This is a genomic window from Pseudomonas baetica, from assembly GCF_051216495.1.
Lineage (GTDB): Bacteria > Pseudomonadota > Gammaproteobacteria > Pseudomonadales > Pseudomonadaceae > Aquipseudomonas > Aquipseudomonas baetica_B.
Map to the genome: position 1 here is coordinate 278,833 of NZ_JBPKAM010000001.1, position 14,670 is coordinate 293,502.

A 14,670-nucleotide genomic window follows, 5' to 3' on the forward strand; every position below is an offset into this window, starting at 1 on the left:
GTGGCTTCCCGCCAAGCACATATTACTGCGGCTCATTCTTCAGCAATCCACCACTCCTGAACTTGCATACGAGTCCTCACAGGTACCTGTCGTTAAGGTGCTGGGTGAAAGCGCCAGCGCAGAACAAGCGCCGCGGGACGGCGTATCACGCTCTCCACCTGAAATATCCATACTCGTTCAGCCCCTTGAAAGAACTCGACTTGAGGCATTTCGAGAATAATCTCGGTCCGACCGCTGAGCTGCAGCAGGTCGCCGGAGTTGAAGTCGATGAACAACAATCCGGCACGCGGATTGAGCAACAGGTTGCCCAAGGTATTGAAAAACCGGTTACCGGCAAAATCTGGAATCGTCAGACGATTGCCATCAATGCACACGAAACCGGCCTGGCCACCCCGGTGAGAAATGTCCACCGAGCGTTGGCCATCGACGTCCACATAACTGGCGACAAAGAAGGTATCCGCCTCGGTGATTATCGCCCTAGCCGCATCATCCAACCCATCGAGATAGTGCGCGATGCGGGTCGAAGGATCCGCCAACGGCACCGAATGAAATTGCCGTAACTGTATGTATTTCGGGCAGTTACCGAAAGACTGCTCCACCGATACGCCGAAGCCGCTCGCCGTCATGACCCCCAACCCGGCCATTGATTCGGTTGCGCCGCCGGGTGTGCAGTTCGATACCCAACAGGCCGATGGCTGCCCCGGGATGCAACTGAGCAGGATCATCGGCGGCCGGCAGAGAATCCAACAGCAAAAGCGAAGGTTCGGGAGAATGAGCGAAGCCCAACGGCCCTTCAAGAATACTGGCCCACGGGTTGCCATCAGCACCCACCGCACCGTACAACATGAAGGGGAGCTGCTGATAGAACTGGCGATGCTGATCCGGCATTTCGCTGCGTATCGCCCTGCGGCCGTACACTTCCATCTGCTCGATAACCCCTAGATGGCCTTGCAATTGTTTCTCGCCGGCATTCCAAGGTGAGTGCTCCATAATGCGTCTCCATGCACCTGCGCGCACAATGTGAACGGCCCAACCGGGTTGGGCCGTGTGCATCAAGCGGTAGTCTGCAAACCAGCGATAGTGCGTGGCATGCCGACAAATCCTGGCAAGGCTTCCACTCGCGCCAACCAGGCACGAACGTTGGCGTAATCATCCAAGGACACGTTGCCTTCGGGCGCATGAGAGGTGTAGGTGTAAATGGCAACATCGGCGATGGTGGGGTCGGTGCCGGCGAGATAATCAGTCTCGGCCAACTCCTGATCAAGCACCTTGAGCAATGCATGAGAGCGGCCAATCACCTCTTCGGCGTTAAAAGGTGCGCCAAACAAAGTGATCAACCTGGCGATGCCAGGGCCAGAGGCCAGTTGACCGGCTGCAACCGACAACCAGCGCTGAACCTTGGCGGCACCGACTGGGTCGGTGGGCAGCCAGCGGCCGTTACCGTATTTTTTTGCCAGGTACACCAGAATGGCATTCGAATCCGCCAGGATTACACCCTGATCGTCCAGCACTGGAATTTGGCCAAAGGCATTGAGGGCCAGAAAGTCCGGCTGCTTATGTGCACCATTGACCAGATCGACAAAGATAAGCTCAGTCGGTAGCTTCAGCAGCGATAGCATCAATTCCACACGGTGTGCGTGGCCAGAGCGGGGAAAATTATAGAGTTTGATCGTGTGCATGGTGACTCCGCTGGGTGATGGCGCCGTTCCATCGTGAACGGCGCCGAGCGGGAGCTATCTTCCACCCGCTTTAAAAACAACAGAATAATCATGAAATGCAATCCATAATTTCATCCACTGCAATAGTGCTTTAACCGTTCAAGGCAGGATCTTCACGCAACGCTTTCACGACAAAATCCACAAAACTACGAACCCGCGCCGGGGCTTTGCGCCCACCCTGGTAAACAACATGGATGGGTAAAGGGGGGATCTCGAAGTCTGCCAGAACAACTTCCAGCTCACCCGCCGCAATATTGCTCGCTACCTGATAAGACAGAGCCCGGGTTAATCCCAACCCCAGGCAAGCGGCAGTGATGGCGGCCTGATTGGCAGTGACTACCAGTCGTGGTTCTGGGCGAATGTTCAGCGACTTTCCTGCCTCCAGAAATAGCCAACTTCTTTGCTGTCCAATGGCAGAGGTTGCGACGATGGGTAGCCCATAGAGATCCTCAGGATGCTGTGGCCTGCCACGGGCTGCCAGGAAGCCTGGTGAACCGCAGATCACCAGCCGCACTTCACCAACCCGAATCGCGTGCTGGTTGCTGTCGGGTAACTCACCAATGCGTACGGCCACATCAATGCCTTCCTCGACCATGCTCACCACGCGGTCGACCAACACACCGTTAATGCTGACTTCTGGAAATTGATCAAGATAGTCCACCATGATCGGCGTGACGAACAACTGACCGAACAACACCGGAGCAGTGATCGTTAGTTGCCCGCGAGGTTGGGCATGACTCCCGGCCGCCGAGTCCTCGGCTTCCTGTACTTCTGCGAGAATTCGCCGACAGTCCTCCAGATAACGCTGACCAGCCTCGCTCAAATTTACTGTGCGGGTAGTACGCGTCAGCAGCTGAGTACCAATTCGCGCCTCCAGTGCCGTCACTGCCCGACTGACACTGGCCGCCGACACCCCCAAATGCCGCGCCGCCGAGGAGAAGCCTTGCATTTGGGATACTGTGACGAAAATCTGCATTTCCTGAAATCGGTCCATGGATTAATTTCCTACTACCGCCACATCGGTACTTATATTCGAAACTGGCTCACTAAGCCCTGTTGGCATTGCGCCCAATCAACACTGGCGGAACACGCCTGCTCGGCTTCGACCGCTATCCGATATGCACCATGAGTGGTGGATTCAGATGATGACAGCCCTAATCATGAGCCAGTCATCACTGACTCATGATGCAATTGATTAGCGCTTGAGCGCTTTCAAGTCATTGAGCAGCTCCAACAGCGTTTGCAGCCTCCCTTATCCCAACTGCGTCTGCAGGCCCTGATAATCTTCTCCCATGTCTGTCTCATCAAGTTGGAACACGCTTCGCCTTTTTCCGTCATTCGCGCCAACACCCGCCTCTAATCCTGTTCGGCCTTGCGCCCTTCAACCATGCCGACTGCATCCATGCCCGCTGCGCGCACTCGGCGTCGGCGAAGGTCATATGCTTCATTGGGGAACTCGTGTGGCATGGAACGCATACTCCACCAGAAACGGGAAGCCTCCTCTACTCAGCACGGACAACGAAAGCATCGACCTGATTTATGCCTGAGAACATACTGACACTCGGCGAGAAAGCGCCTGGCACTTGGAGGCGGGATGGACGTTCAGCGGCCAATGAAGCCTGTAGTCAAATATCGCTATAGTCGCTCCTCCGAAAGCTACGATCCGATGTTCTACAGCAATGGCCGGGCACTAGGCTCCTGGTTCCCAGCGAGATTGCAAGCAACTATGCAGGCCCTGTTAAAATTAATACCCAAATCCACCATGCTGGCTTCAATGCGGTTTTCTCCCGACCGTGAATACCGGCGCGCTGCTCTATGACTTCTCGAGCCTGAACCGCAGCGTACAAACCCCCGACACACGCGGGGCCGACCTCTACGCAGAGTGGAACATCATAAGCATTTCATGCTGATACCGCGGGTCGGGCTATACAAACCTGAACACAGTACCGAGAGTGGCGACACACCGTGGGAGCTCCCGGGTTCAAGATCTGCAGGTGCAAAGCTTTCAAATTCCATGGCGTTATTTCCGCACCACCCGTCTCCACCGTGACACTGCGTAGGCCGGTCTCTGTTTGCCAGGCAGTGATAAGCACCGCCTGCAGACTGCTGCCGTACAGACGGGCAACCGATATTTTTGCTGCGCAAGGCGGGATACAAAGCGCTACTGAAGGCACGCGGCATCCCCCAGTAAAATAGCAATGCCCGTAGTAATGGCTGATACGGTTTTCACTCAAATTGTTCTTTTTATGTGTGCTCGCCAAGCTGGCATTGGTCCCGTTCGCATCAAGACATGTTGTGCCAATTCCGGCTAACGCTAGCATTCCAGGCTACGTAGGATAGATCTATCGGACTTCGACTTCTGAGTTCACTTCAGAAGAAAACAATGGATATAGGACAAAGGCACTGTCAACGGGCCTGCGCGCTGACTTTAAAATGGCCAGTCATCGTGATCCCGTCATTGAAACCAATAAAACCGATAAATCTTAGTAGCGCTCCTGATTTGGAGTCGCTGCACGCGGAGAATGCGATGAAAGTTGAAAACAGAAGTATTCTGGACAGCTTGGGAACCAGCCTCCCAACAGAGGAAGCCGATACGCTCCGCCCGAGCCTAGGTACATTGCGTCTTATTTTTCTGATCATCGCTGCAGCGGCACCGATGGCGGCGGTACTGGGTGTCGTACCCATCGCCTTTGCTTTTGGTAATGGACTGGGGGTACCACTCACTTTCGCGGGAGTCGCCGTCATTCTGGGCTTTTTTACGGTCGGCTATAACGCGATGAGCAAGGAGGTGGTGAATGTTGGTGCATTCTACGCTTATGTAGCCCGTGGCTTCGGTAGTGTATTGGGGCTTGGCTCAGCCTTCCTGGCGATACTCTCCTACACGGCTTTCGTGTGTGGGGTCGTTGGTTATGTGGCTTTCTTTACACAGGTTGCGTTAAGCGATCTTTTCGGTATCAACGTGCATTGGATAGTGCCGGCAATAGTTGCTGTGGTACTCGCGGCGATCCTTGGCTATCGGCAGATCGATTTCAGCTCGCGCATGCTCGCCATTCTGCTGGCGGTCGAATTCGCCGTCCTGATTGCACTGAACATTAGCATTATCTGGAGCAAAGGGGCAGACGCATTTCCCGTCAGTGTTTTCAGTTTGAGCGCGGTTTTCAGCGGGGCACCTGGCATCGCCATCATGTTGGCGTTTACCTGTTTCATCGGCGTGGAATCTGCAGCACTGTATTCCGAAGAGACCCATTCACCTTCGCGCAGTATCGGGCTGGCAACCTTCGGGGCTGTTTCCCTCACGGCGCTGTTCTATTTTGTGACCACGTGGATCACCATTGGCGCTGTGGGCAGTGATGTCCAGAATGTCGCGACGAGTCAATTGGCAACGCTCTACTTCAATCTCGGGGACCAATACCTCAATAAGCTTGCCACCCATACCATGGAACTGTTCCTTTCCACGAGCATGTTTGCAACCTTGCTTGCGATTCATAATGTGGCCAGTCGCTATATCTTTGCCCTTGGTCGACAGGGCTGTCTCCCGGCTTTTTTAGGGCGTGTACATCCGACGCACGCCTCACCTCACAATGCGAGTGTGCTTATTACCCTGATCACGATTACCGTTGTTACCATCACCTTTGCATTGGGCCTTGATCCTCTACTAGGCTTGGGAGCAGTCGGAATCGGATTCGGAACGGTTGGTATCATCGCGCTTCAGGCACTTACCAGCCTTGCGATCATCGCTTACTTCCGTCGCAAGGGCCGCACTCATTGGTGGCGCACTCTGACCGCCCCCATCGTAAGCTTCATCGGTCTTGCGTTGGCGGTGTCACTTGCCGTAAGAAATTTCGACCTCCTGACTGGAAGTAAGAACCCAGTAGTACTTCTCCTGCCCTACCTGCTTGTCCTGGCGTTTATCATTGGTGGCTTGTATGCCATTCGCCTTAAGAAGTCTCATCCGGATGTATATTCCGCAATCGCTCAGAACTTTAACTCGAAGAGCTAACATCTATTCAGCTTGCTGACTGGGCTCGCACCAGTCAGCCAATCTTGATCCTGGTCGACTCCTCGCAAAAGGTAGTCGACCGAATCGAAGAGCACGCGAGCACTTCCGGCGCCAGCGGATACATAATTAATCCGTTGATCAGTCCCGGCACACCTGAAAACTTGTGTAACTAATCATCCCCGAATTACAGAAGCGCAGCCTCTACTAGAACCCAGTCGCAAAGTGCTACCTAGAGGTCCAGGCTGTCGGAGGATGGCGGCAGTCATTTACCCGATTCGGCTTATGGAGACTCGCTCCGCCTCGGTAACAACCTATAGCCCGAAGGCGACTGCTTATGAGTTATCAAAATGCGCCGAGCGATCGACAATAACATCATGGACCATGGGTAGCCCCATCGCTGCCGTATAAAACTATACAGCGTAAGAAGCAGGGCAGAGGTACAGACCCGAGGTTGATCCCGCTAACGGGCGTATGCGACCTCAATCTATCCTTGTATCTAAAGAAGCAGCGGTGCGGATGTGAGCCGTTCGAAAAACACTTTCAACCCCGCGTCCCGCAACACTTCAACCACATGCACTTTCGTCCTCAGTGGCACCGTCAAATCCAGACTCACCAATTGATGCTGGCTTGTTTTTACAGGACTGGTAAGGACTACCTGATTCTTGCGCTCACTGGAGCTGGGTACACAGCATGGATATTCACAGCTCGAGGTTCTCGATCAAAAAGCCCACTAAGTCTAGAGGGCTCTCGCTGTCGATCACCTTGTAGATCAAATCGCGTTTACTGCGCGGCAACTTCTTGACCACGCTCTTCGCCGAAACCCTGACGGCTTCGTCGGTCCCATGGATACGTGCCGCGAGCAGCAGCACAAGCGTGGCGTCAGTGAGGTTCATGGCAGCACCCAAAAAATTTACGCGGCAGTGTACCGACTCTTGTCTTTGCCGAGATAGCCCTCCCAACAAAACGATGTTTAGCAGTATAGATATTTTGATTGCCACACAAAGGGGGCACGAGCCAAAAAGAACGGGCAAGGGTCGGAAGGGAATGGGGACTCAAGGGTAAGAGCTCTATCCGAAAAGGCTAAAAGACCATTGTCCCAACTATTTCCCGAAGGTCACGATGCTCAGTCTATTTCGCCACAAAAGGCAGAAGCCCTCTCCACCACCGACCATGAGCGTCGCCGCAAGTTACCTGCCCATCGAGTCTGCCCACAGCCTGTTAGCAGCGGAGTACCACCGCCAGTAGCTAGATCGCATCTGACAGTACACCACCCTCTCCCATGCGCAGTTCATCCAACTCTATTAAAATCCAATCCATCGTCACGTAGAAGAAAGCGTTCAGGGAACACAGCTTCCGAACTCCAGCATTAAGGGCGATGGTGTCCGCGCATTTTTAAGCGGACGTAATAGCCCTTAACGTCAGGATTTCCACCCGCCATTAGCCCATTAGTCTATCGCTGAGAACGGCCTGCTCTGGCAAAATTCGCGGTATGACTTCCTCACCCAACCTCGACCAAATGTCCCCGGGCCCGATGTGCAGCTCCAGCCCTTGGTCGATGCTCTGCGCGAAACAGTGCTTGCTCAAGGCGTGATCCACGCTGACGAAACGCCAGTGCAGATGCTCGCACCGAAAGAGAAAAAACCACCAAGCTTGCGTCTAGGCCTACTGCACCACTCGTTCTGCCTCGCGGCGTCCGTTGTCGCGCAGTCCGCAAAGGAAGTCCCAGCCCGCGTTGTACTTGCTGGACACGCTGAGAGCGCACATCGCTTCGTCGGACCGAATGGAGTGGATCAGCATCGCCTTCATCTCGTCGCGATCAACCGTCCCTTACTGGATGAGGTCGGTGACAAAAGTGATGGTGCGCATCCCACGCATCAGCGACGAGTTGAAGCTGATTTCATTGATGCGATTAAGGACGTTGGCAGCTGTAGTGGGCACACCCGGGCGGACGAGCGGGTTGATGTGGACGATCACAACATCGCGCGTATCGCAGTGGTAGATCAACGGAAAAATAGCCGGGTTCCCCATATAGCCGCCATCCCAGTAGTTCTGCCCGTCAATCGTGACTGCCTGGAACAATGTCGGCACACAGGCCGAAGCAAGCACCGCCTAAGCGCAAATGTCATCGCCCGTGAAGATGCGTATCTTCCCCGTCTCGACATTGGTCGCGCACAGATAGAGGTGGAACGGGCATTGGCTTCGCAAGGCGGCAAAATCTACCTGCCTCTCCAGCACCTCCCGTAGCGGACTCAAATTGCGGCGATTGAACTGGTAAGGAGAGAAGATACGAAGCGTCATGTCCGCGAACGTATACATGGGCGAATAGTCCAACCCGAAGCTGTGCGCCCCTTTCAACCATGGCATCCAGCGCAACGGGTTATAACGCTCGGCGGATTGCGCCACGGCGTACCAGAAATCGTGCAACGCCTGGCGCGCGCCGGCGTCGCCACCTTGGAGCATGCCATAGGCCAGCACGGCTGCATTCATCGCGCCGGCACTGGTTGCGTTCACCCCTTCAATGACAAGGCTGCCGTCCTCGAGCGACCGATCGGGCACACCCCAAGTGAACGCACCGTGCATCCCCCCGTCCCGCAAAGCCAGCGCGACCGCCTTACGCTCATCACTGCCCCCGACGCGCTCCGTTCTTCGTGGTCATTCTCAGTCTCCTCGTCGGTACTGAGCCGAATCGGAACTTGTTGCGGCGCTTCACCCCGACCAATGAGCATCCTGCGCCATCGATCGTTCACTCCCCGTTTGATGCCCATGCATCGAGCAGCATCTTGGCCTGTAGTAAATCAACGCTGTCGAAGCCTTCAGTGAAAAAGCTGTAAATGTCGGCCAGCATTTGTCTGGCTACCTCCTTGTCTCGTACTGCCCATAGCTGAGCAAGGCTCACTGTGGCTCGTAGCTCGAGTGACTTTGCCCCTTGTTGTCGAGCGACCGAGATTGCCTTTTGAAAACATCCTTGCGCTTCCTGCTGCATGGAAGAATCCAGTCTGGCGTCGCCCGAAGATTGGAGAATAAGTGTTCCCTTAAGCCGGTACAGCTCCGCTTCGTAAAAGTGCTCGCCTGTTCTGCTCACCATAGCCAGAGCTTCGGTCACGGCATCCAATCCTGCCTGCGAATTCCCGGCGCGCCCTTGAGCTGCGGCCAGCAGGGCCAGGAAATAAGAGCATCCAAGCTCTGCTCCGGCTGCCTGGTAAGTAGCGATACCATCGGTTATTTGAGCGACACCCTCGTCAATGTTTCCCTGCTCGGCGCGAGCCCAACCCTGGACGATAGTCCCCCATGCCCAATAAAACGGAAATCCTCGTTCGAGTGAAAGCTTGATGGCGGCATCGGCACACTCTTCGGCGAGTTGTACGTCGTGCTGAAACTGCCCCAGTATCGACGTAGCGGAGAGGGTGAAGGCCAAGCTAATTGGGTGAGGAATCTTCTTGTCCAGAGTAAGGGTATCCCGGCTGCGCGTGCTTGCCTGATCGGGGAAACCGAGGTGCCAAAGACTCCAGGCCGAAAATGTCAGGACGTAGCCCGGATCCATGCCGTAGGTAATGGCATGTGTGCGATGACGGTCCGGGATGTAGAGGACACGCGCCCGCTCCTGGTGTTCATGGGCATCGCGCAGATTACCCTGGAAAAACAATGTCGCCCCGAGTGCAGCATGGGCATCCACGAGCAAATCCGGATCCTGCGCAGCATGCGCAATATTGAGCAATCGCTCAGCGAGTTCGCATGCAGTTGCGTATTGCGCACGCAACGAGTAGTAAGTTCCCAGCCCAAACAGCGCTGGGAAAAGCACTGAGTCGTCGCCTACTTGTTGCGCGCATAACGCCAGTGCGCGGGTGTAAGTGGTCGCCACCTCGGGCGCAGCATAGCCTCGCACGGCCATCAAAGCCGGGCCCAAGGCTAGTAGCAATGTCAGTTCCTGATGAGCACGCGCGGGCGTGTCAGGCAAATGCTGGAGCAATTCCAGCGCCGCGCCGAGGTGACGCATCGCCTCAATATTGGCAGAATGCTGGAGGGCCTGTTGCCCGGTACGGTGCAGGTATTCCACGGCCTTCGGGACATTGCCGCTCAGCCTGTAATGGTGCGCCAGTTCGCTGCAATAATCCGCAATGCGGGTCGGGAACAGTTCTTCGATGGCCTGCGCCGTGCGTTCATGCAGCGCGTTACGCCGCTCCGTAAGTAGTGAGCTGCCCGCGACCTCCTGGGTCAACGCATGTTTGAACGAATATTCCACCTCCGGAAATGCGGGCCGCTGGTAAATGAACTCCGCGGACTCCAGTCGGGCCAGCAGATCGCGTAAATGTTCGTCCATCCAAGCGCCCCCTCCATCACAGATGCGCTGGATCAAACTAAACGCAAACTCCTTGCCAATGACGGCAAGTGTCTGCAGCAATTCCTTCTGCGCAACGGGGAGCCGGTCGATACGGGCAGCGAGCACACCCTGCACGGTGGTAGGAATATGCAGCGTAGTCGGAGTTTGCTCGATCCGGTAACGGCCAGGTTCGCCGAGAACCGATTTCTCCTCGACCAGCGTTTGGACCACTTCCTCGATGAAGAAAGGGTTGCCCTCTGTCTTCTCCAGAATGAGCTGCTTGAGGGGGACGAGGGAGGGATCGTTGCCAAGCAGGGCCGCGAGCAGTCCCTGGGCTTCGGCTGGGCCCAGCGGTTCAAGCCGCAGCTGGCTGCAATGATCCGCGCGCGTCCACGCAGGCTGATACTCGGGCCGGTAGTTCACAAGGATCAGGATCGGGGCACTCGTCACACGGTCAATGAGGTACCCGAGGAATGTTTCAGTCTCGCGATCCAGCCATTGCAGGTCCTCGAACAGCAGTTCGATCGGCTGATCGCGACTCTCGCGCGCTAGAAGCTGGGTAATCGCATCGAAGATGCGATCGCGCCGGATCTGGGGATCCATTTCCGCAAGCGCCGAATGGCGTTCGCCAATACCCAACAGATAGAGCAGATAGGGCACGAGAGCCTCGAAGCTGCGCTCGAGCGTCAACGTCTTGCCCATGACCTTTTCCCGGCACCGCCGCTCGTCGTCCAGGGCAGTGATCTGAAAATAGTTTTTCAGCAGCTCGATAAGCGGAAAATAAGCAAAGGCCTTGCCGTGCGACACCGAGAACGTCTCTAGCACCAGGCAGCCGTGCCGCGAGCACTCCTTGAATTCATGGAACAGCCGCGACTTCCCGACCCCGGCCTCCCCCACCACCTCGACAATCTGCCCATGGTCCGCTTTGGCTTGCTCGAGCGCCTGATGCAACTGGTCGAGCTCGATCTGGCGGCCGACAAACCTGGCCAGCCCGCGATGTGCCGCGACCTGCAGGCGCGTGCGCAGAGCGCCGAGCCCCTGCACCTCGTACACGACGAGCGGATCGGGAATGCCTTTGACCTGGGTGGCCCCCAGCGTTCTGAATTCGAAATAGCCTTCCGCCAGCTTGTGGGTGGACTCGCTTACCAGGATCGTCGATGGTGCGGCGACTCCCTCCATCCGGGATGCAATGTGAATCGTGTGCCCGACCGGATCGTAATCGGTGTGCAAATTGTCCGTGCGGATAGAACGCACGATGACCTCTCCAGTGTGGATGCCGACGCGGATTTGCAAGGGAATGCCTTTCTCCAGACGAATGCGGTCGCTATGTCGCTGTATCGCCTGCTGCATGCGCAACGCCGCATACAGCGCCCGCTGCGGATGGTCCTCATGGGCGATGGGTGCGCCGAACAGCGCGAGGATGCCGTCGCCCATCGTCTTGGCCACGTAGCCTTCGTAGTAGTGGATGGCTTCCATCATCAGCGCAACGACGGGTTCGATCAGGCGCTGGGCCTCTTCCGGATCGAGGTCATGGATCAGCGCCGTAGAGCCGGCCATGTCGGCAAACAGCGCCGTGATGGTCTTGCGTTCGCCGGCGGTCTCGCCCCGGGCTTCCATGGCTGCGTGTTCGGCGCGAATGCGTTCGGCAAGGTGGTGGGGCGTGTAATGAATAGGCGCTGGAGAAGGCCCTGAAACGGGCTTGGAGCGCGATGATGGTGCAGTATACGCATCAGTCAGCGGCGCGCCGCATTCACTGCAGAATTTGGCGGACAAGCCCGCCTCGTGACCACAGCGCGTACAACTGCGAGACAGCTTGGCGCCGCACGCGTCACAGAAGCTGGTCCCGGAAGGATTTTCGAATCCGCAGTTTGCACAGAGCATACGACCTCCTCCGCTGCCTAGTGCCTACTTCATAACATTAGGCGCCGGACCCTCTGGCCGCAAGATGCGACCGGATGAGGCTCTCTTCCTCGGCAAGACGTCGGTCGGAAATGCAAGCCCCCCCGACCTGATGATGGTTTAGTTTTTATGCCTCCATAGAACCCCAAATGCGCCCCGCTGCGAATGGCGTGCTGACTGGCGAAATTCCTCCAAAAAATCCCGGATGGGTTTCTTGTACATTGCGTGTAACCGGGGGGCAAAACTGGGGGACTGAGATTTGAGGCTGTATGTAATAGTTGCCAGGGGGGGTCGAGCAATGCGGCCAACAAGCAGTCAGGAATCAGCCGGCTGACAGTAGCGAGCAATGGTTAGGTATGACACCATAGCGAGACAGTATTTGTTGATTGACTGCTCTCAGCGCCAATGATTTCGAAGGTCAAAGTCTGAAAACATACTCCTCTCGAAATAACCGAAATAGAGCTAATGGTTCCGTGAAAAAGTTACCAGAACATGGTATTTCAGCAAATGGCGGAAGTGATTGCTCATTGCCTGAGCGCTGCGCACTTGGTGTGGTTTACGAGTGACAGCTTTGGCGTCCCATCGGACTACGCAACATAGTCCTAGCCCTACCTACGAATCAGCGCCATCCTATAGCAATGAAGCCATCCCAGCACCATGCTGCATATCGTAACAAGGAAGGCTTTTGCTGGTATTTCCCCGATTTTTTCTCGCGCACCTATCGCAAACACGCTCTAGGAAATCGCAACAATGAAATTTAATGTTAGTACTAGACTAGGTTTCGGCTTTGCTTTCATCTTAGCACTATCGACTACGCTAACAGGGCTTAGCACCTCTCAAGTCACCTACATTAAAGACACCCTATCCCGAATTAATGATGTTAATAACGTCAAAACCCGCTATGCGATAAATTTTCGTGGCAGCGTGCATGATCGGGCGATTGTTTTGCGCGATATCATGCTAATCACTGACAATAAAAAAATTCCGATAGAGATCGAAAAAATTAAAAAACTCACGGAGAGTTATTCCGACTCCGCCGAAAAGTTGGATCGACTATTCGCCAGCCAGGGCGACATTACTCCAGAGGAGCGCAACGCTCTAGCCAAGATAAAAAATGTCGAAGCGAAAACCTTGCCACTGGTCACTCAAGCGGTAGAACTGCGCATGAATGGTCATACTTCCGAAGCCTTGGATTTGTTGCTTTCCCAAGCCCGTCCTGCGTTCATAGAATGGCTATATTCGATCAATCAAATGATCGATCTCGAAGAGGGTATGAGCAAACTTGCTGCCAATCAAGCTTATACGGTGGCCAGTGGGTTCAGTCTGTTGATGTGGGGCTTGACCATCGCGCTTATCGTTTTGGGCAGCATTGTGGCTTGGGCACTGGCTCGCAGCTTCTTGCAGCCATTGAGCCGTGCGCTGGCATTAGCCGAGTCAGTCGCGACCGGCAACCTCACCTCGACACCGGTAATTGAGGGGAAGGATGAGCCAGCCCGTTTGCTCGGTGCGTTAGAGCGCATGCAGCAAAGTTTACGCAACACAATCAAAAACATTTATTCATCCGCCGACGATCTGTCACATACCTCAGAGGACATGAAGAACCTATCAGAGCGAAGTTCAGCAGGGTTGCATCGTCAAACCCAGGAAATTGAGCAGGCAGCAAGCGCGGTGACACAAATGTCCATTGCGGTGGAAGAAGTGGCTCGTAATGCGCTTTTAGCCTCACAGGCATCGGGAAACGCCAACAACTCCTCGAAGCAAGGGAGAGAAATGGTGGTAGCGACCGTCAGCGCGATTCAGCAAATGATCGAAGAGGTAAAAAAAACCTCCCTTCAGGTCAGCGAAATGGCTCGAAAAAGCCAGGATATTGGAAAGGTACTGGAGGTCATCCACTCGATTGCCGAGCAAACCAATCTGCTAGCTTTGAACGCTGCGATAGAAGCAGCTCGTGCTGGGAGCGCTGGCCGGGGTTTTGCAGTAGTTGCCGATGAGGTACGAGGTCTGGCTCATCGCACCCAGCAGTCCACTTCGGAAATCGAAGACATGGTCACGGGCATCCGCGGCGATATCGAAGATTCCGTACTTCTGATGAAACGATGCACACAAAAAGCCGATGGCACGCTCGATGTTGCGCGCTCAGCAGGCGGAGCACTGGATGAAATAACCCATGCTATAGAACTAATATCAGAGCGTAATCAGATAATCGCCAGCATGATGCAGCAGCAAGCAGCGGTAGCTCGGGAGGTGGACCAAAATTTACTGAACATTAGAGATTTCTCCGTCGAGTCACAGGAGGTAGCGGCGCAGTCATTGACGACTACCAAAAAACTCAGCCAGGTGGCTAAGCACTTGCGTGAAATGATGAAGAGCTTCGTTGTCTAGCCCTTGCAACTGATCTACCTGGTACTGTGGCGAGACGTAGACGTAAATCACCGTGCTAAGATCTGGCTCGGTTTGGCTAAATAATTCCTCACAGCTGACTCAGTGCAACTGTTGTTCAATAGCGTACTGGGGGAACAACATTCTGATCCAGCCAGCGAATGCACAGCCACCTTACCTGAGCCATATACAGACCCACGCCCCCGACGAGCACGCTCACAACCTGAAAGGCTGGCGCCTTATACGATCAACTGAGTCACGCCCGTTCAAAGGTGTGAACTCGCTGAATTTCGTTTGAACTAAGAGCAAGTGAGCAGATGATTCCAGAACAGTCAGAAACCGAAGCAACGCATTGA

At 55.0% G+C, this 14,670-nt stretch carries 8 protein-coding genes and 4 pseudogenes; 5 read left to right on the forward strand and 7 right to left on the reverse strand.

What is annotated here, in order from left to right; genetic code table 11:
• Positions 1–107: 107 nt before the first annotated feature.
• From ACSFE6_RS01310 to ACSFE6_RS01320, 3 genes and pseudogenes are all read right to left on the reverse strand, one after another.
• Positions 108–990: pseudogene (locus ACSFE6_RS01310) on the reverse strand (pyridoxamine 5'-phosphate oxidase family protein); the annotation flags it as partial.
• A gap of 62 nt (positions 991–1,052) precedes the next feature.
• Positions 1,053–1,679 carry a glutathione S-transferase family protein gene (locus tag ACSFE6_RS01315; RefSeq protein WP_435425937.1) on the reverse strand — a complete coding sequence of 209 codons (627 nt, stop codon included), beginning with the start codon at positions 1,677–1,679 and terminating at the stop codon, positions 1,053–1,055.
• A 130-nt stretch (positions 1,680–1,809) separates the two neighbouring features.
• Entirely contained in the window at positions 1,810–2,712 is a 903-nt protein-coding gene (locus tag ACSFE6_RS01320) for a LysR family transcriptional regulator (RefSeq protein WP_435425938.1), read from the reverse strand.
• 1,533 nt (positions 2,713–4,245) lie between these two features.
• On the opposite strand from ACSFE6_RS01320, the gene ACSFE6_RS01325 reads away from it, so the two are divergent.
• Positions 4,246–5,718: an APC family permease gene (locus ACSFE6_RS01325; protein WP_435425939.1), complete on the forward strand. Its 1,473-nt coding sequence runs from the start codon at positions 4,246–4,248 to the stop codon at positions 5,716–5,718.
• 698 nt (positions 5,719–6,416) lie between these two features.
• Here the strand turns inward: ACSFE6_RS01325 and ACSFE6_RS01330 are convergent.
• Positions 6,417–6,611: a DUF7740 domain-containing protein gene (locus ACSFE6_RS01330; RefSeq protein WP_260956150.1), complete on the reverse strand. Its 195-nt coding sequence runs from the start codon at positions 6,609–6,611 to the stop codon at positions 6,417–6,419.
• A gap of 226 nt (positions 6,612–6,837) precedes the next feature.
• Between ACSFE6_RS01330 and ACSFE6_RS01335 the strand changes: the two are divergent.
• Positions 6,838–7,020: pseudogene (locus ACSFE6_RS01335) on the forward strand (MobH family relaxase); the annotation flags it as partial.
• A 231-nt stretch (positions 7,021–7,251) separates the two neighbouring features.
• Positions 7,252–7,359: pseudogene (locus ACSFE6_RS01340) on the forward strand (IS66 family transposase); the annotation flags it as partial.
• A gap of 186 nt (positions 7,360–7,545) precedes the next feature.
• Here the strand turns inward: ACSFE6_RS01340 and ACSFE6_RS01345 are convergent.
• The 3 genes from ACSFE6_RS01345 to ACSFE6_RS01355 all read right to left on the reverse strand — a co-directional run bounded on the left by ACSFE6_RS01345 (position 7,546) and on the right by ACSFE6_RS01355 (position 11,917).
• A complete protein-coding gene (locus ACSFE6_RS01345) occupies positions 7,546–7,824 on the reverse strand; it encodes a patatin-like phospholipase family protein (protein WP_435425940.1) in 279 nt (92 codons plus the stop codon).
• 3 nt (positions 7,825–7,827) lie between these two features.
• A complete protein-coding gene (locus ACSFE6_RS01350) occupies positions 7,828–8,298 on the reverse strand; it encodes a patatin-like phospholipase family protein (RefSeq protein WP_435425941.1) in 471 nt (156 codons plus the stop codon).
• A 163-nt stretch (positions 8,299–8,461) separates the two neighbouring features.
• Positions 8,462–11,917, reverse strand: a complete 3,456-nt coding sequence (locus ACSFE6_RS01355) for an adenylate/guanylate cyclase domain-containing protein (RefSeq protein ID WP_435425942.1) — start codon at positions 11,915–11,917, stop codon at positions 8,462–8,464.
• 768 nt (positions 11,918–12,685) lie between these two features.
• Between ACSFE6_RS01355 and ACSFE6_RS01360 the strand changes: the two are divergent.
• Together ACSFE6_RS01360 and ACSFE6_RS01365 are read left to right on the forward strand one after the other, a co-directional pair.
• Positions 12,686–13,459, forward strand: a pseudogene (locus tag ACSFE6_RS01360) (MCP four helix bundle domain-containing protein); the annotation flags it as partial.
• 69 nt (positions 13,460–13,528) lie between these two features.
• Positions 13,529–14,317, forward strand: coding sequence for a methyl-accepting chemotaxis protein (locus ACSFE6_RS01365; RefSeq protein ID WP_435426023.1), 789 nt, complete (start codon positions 13,529–13,531; stop codon positions 14,315–14,317).
• Positions 14,318–14,670: the final 353 nt, after the last annotated feature.

Coding starts and splice junctions, on each gene's coding strand:
- ACSFE6_RS01325 (WP_435425939.1), top strand. CDS start 4,246: ATGAAAGTTGAAAACAGAAGTATTCTGGACAGCTTGGGAACCAGCCTC.
- ACSFE6_RS01320 (WP_435425938.1), bottom strand. CDS start 2,712: ATGGACCGATTTCAGGAAATGCAGATTTTCGTCACAGTATCCCAAATG.
- ACSFE6_RS01365 (WP_435426023.1), top strand. CDS start 13,529: ATGAAGAACCTATCAGAGCGAAGTTCAGCAGGGTTGCATCGTCAAACC.
- ACSFE6_RS01330 (WP_260956150.1), bottom strand. CDS start 6,611: ATGAACCTCACTGACGCCACGCTTGTGCTGCTGCTCGCGGCACGTATC.
- ACSFE6_RS01355 (WP_435425942.1), bottom strand. CDS start 11,917: ATGCTCTGTGCAAACTGCGGATTCGAAAATCCTTCCGGGACCAGCTTC.
- ACSFE6_RS01350 (WP_435425941.1), bottom strand. CDS start 8,298: ATGCACGGTGCGTTCACTTGGGGTGTGCCCGATCGGTCGCTCGAGGAC.
- ACSFE6_RS01315 (WP_435425937.1), bottom strand. CDS start 1,679: ATGCACACGATCAAACTCTATAATTTTCCCCGCTCTGGCCACGCACAC.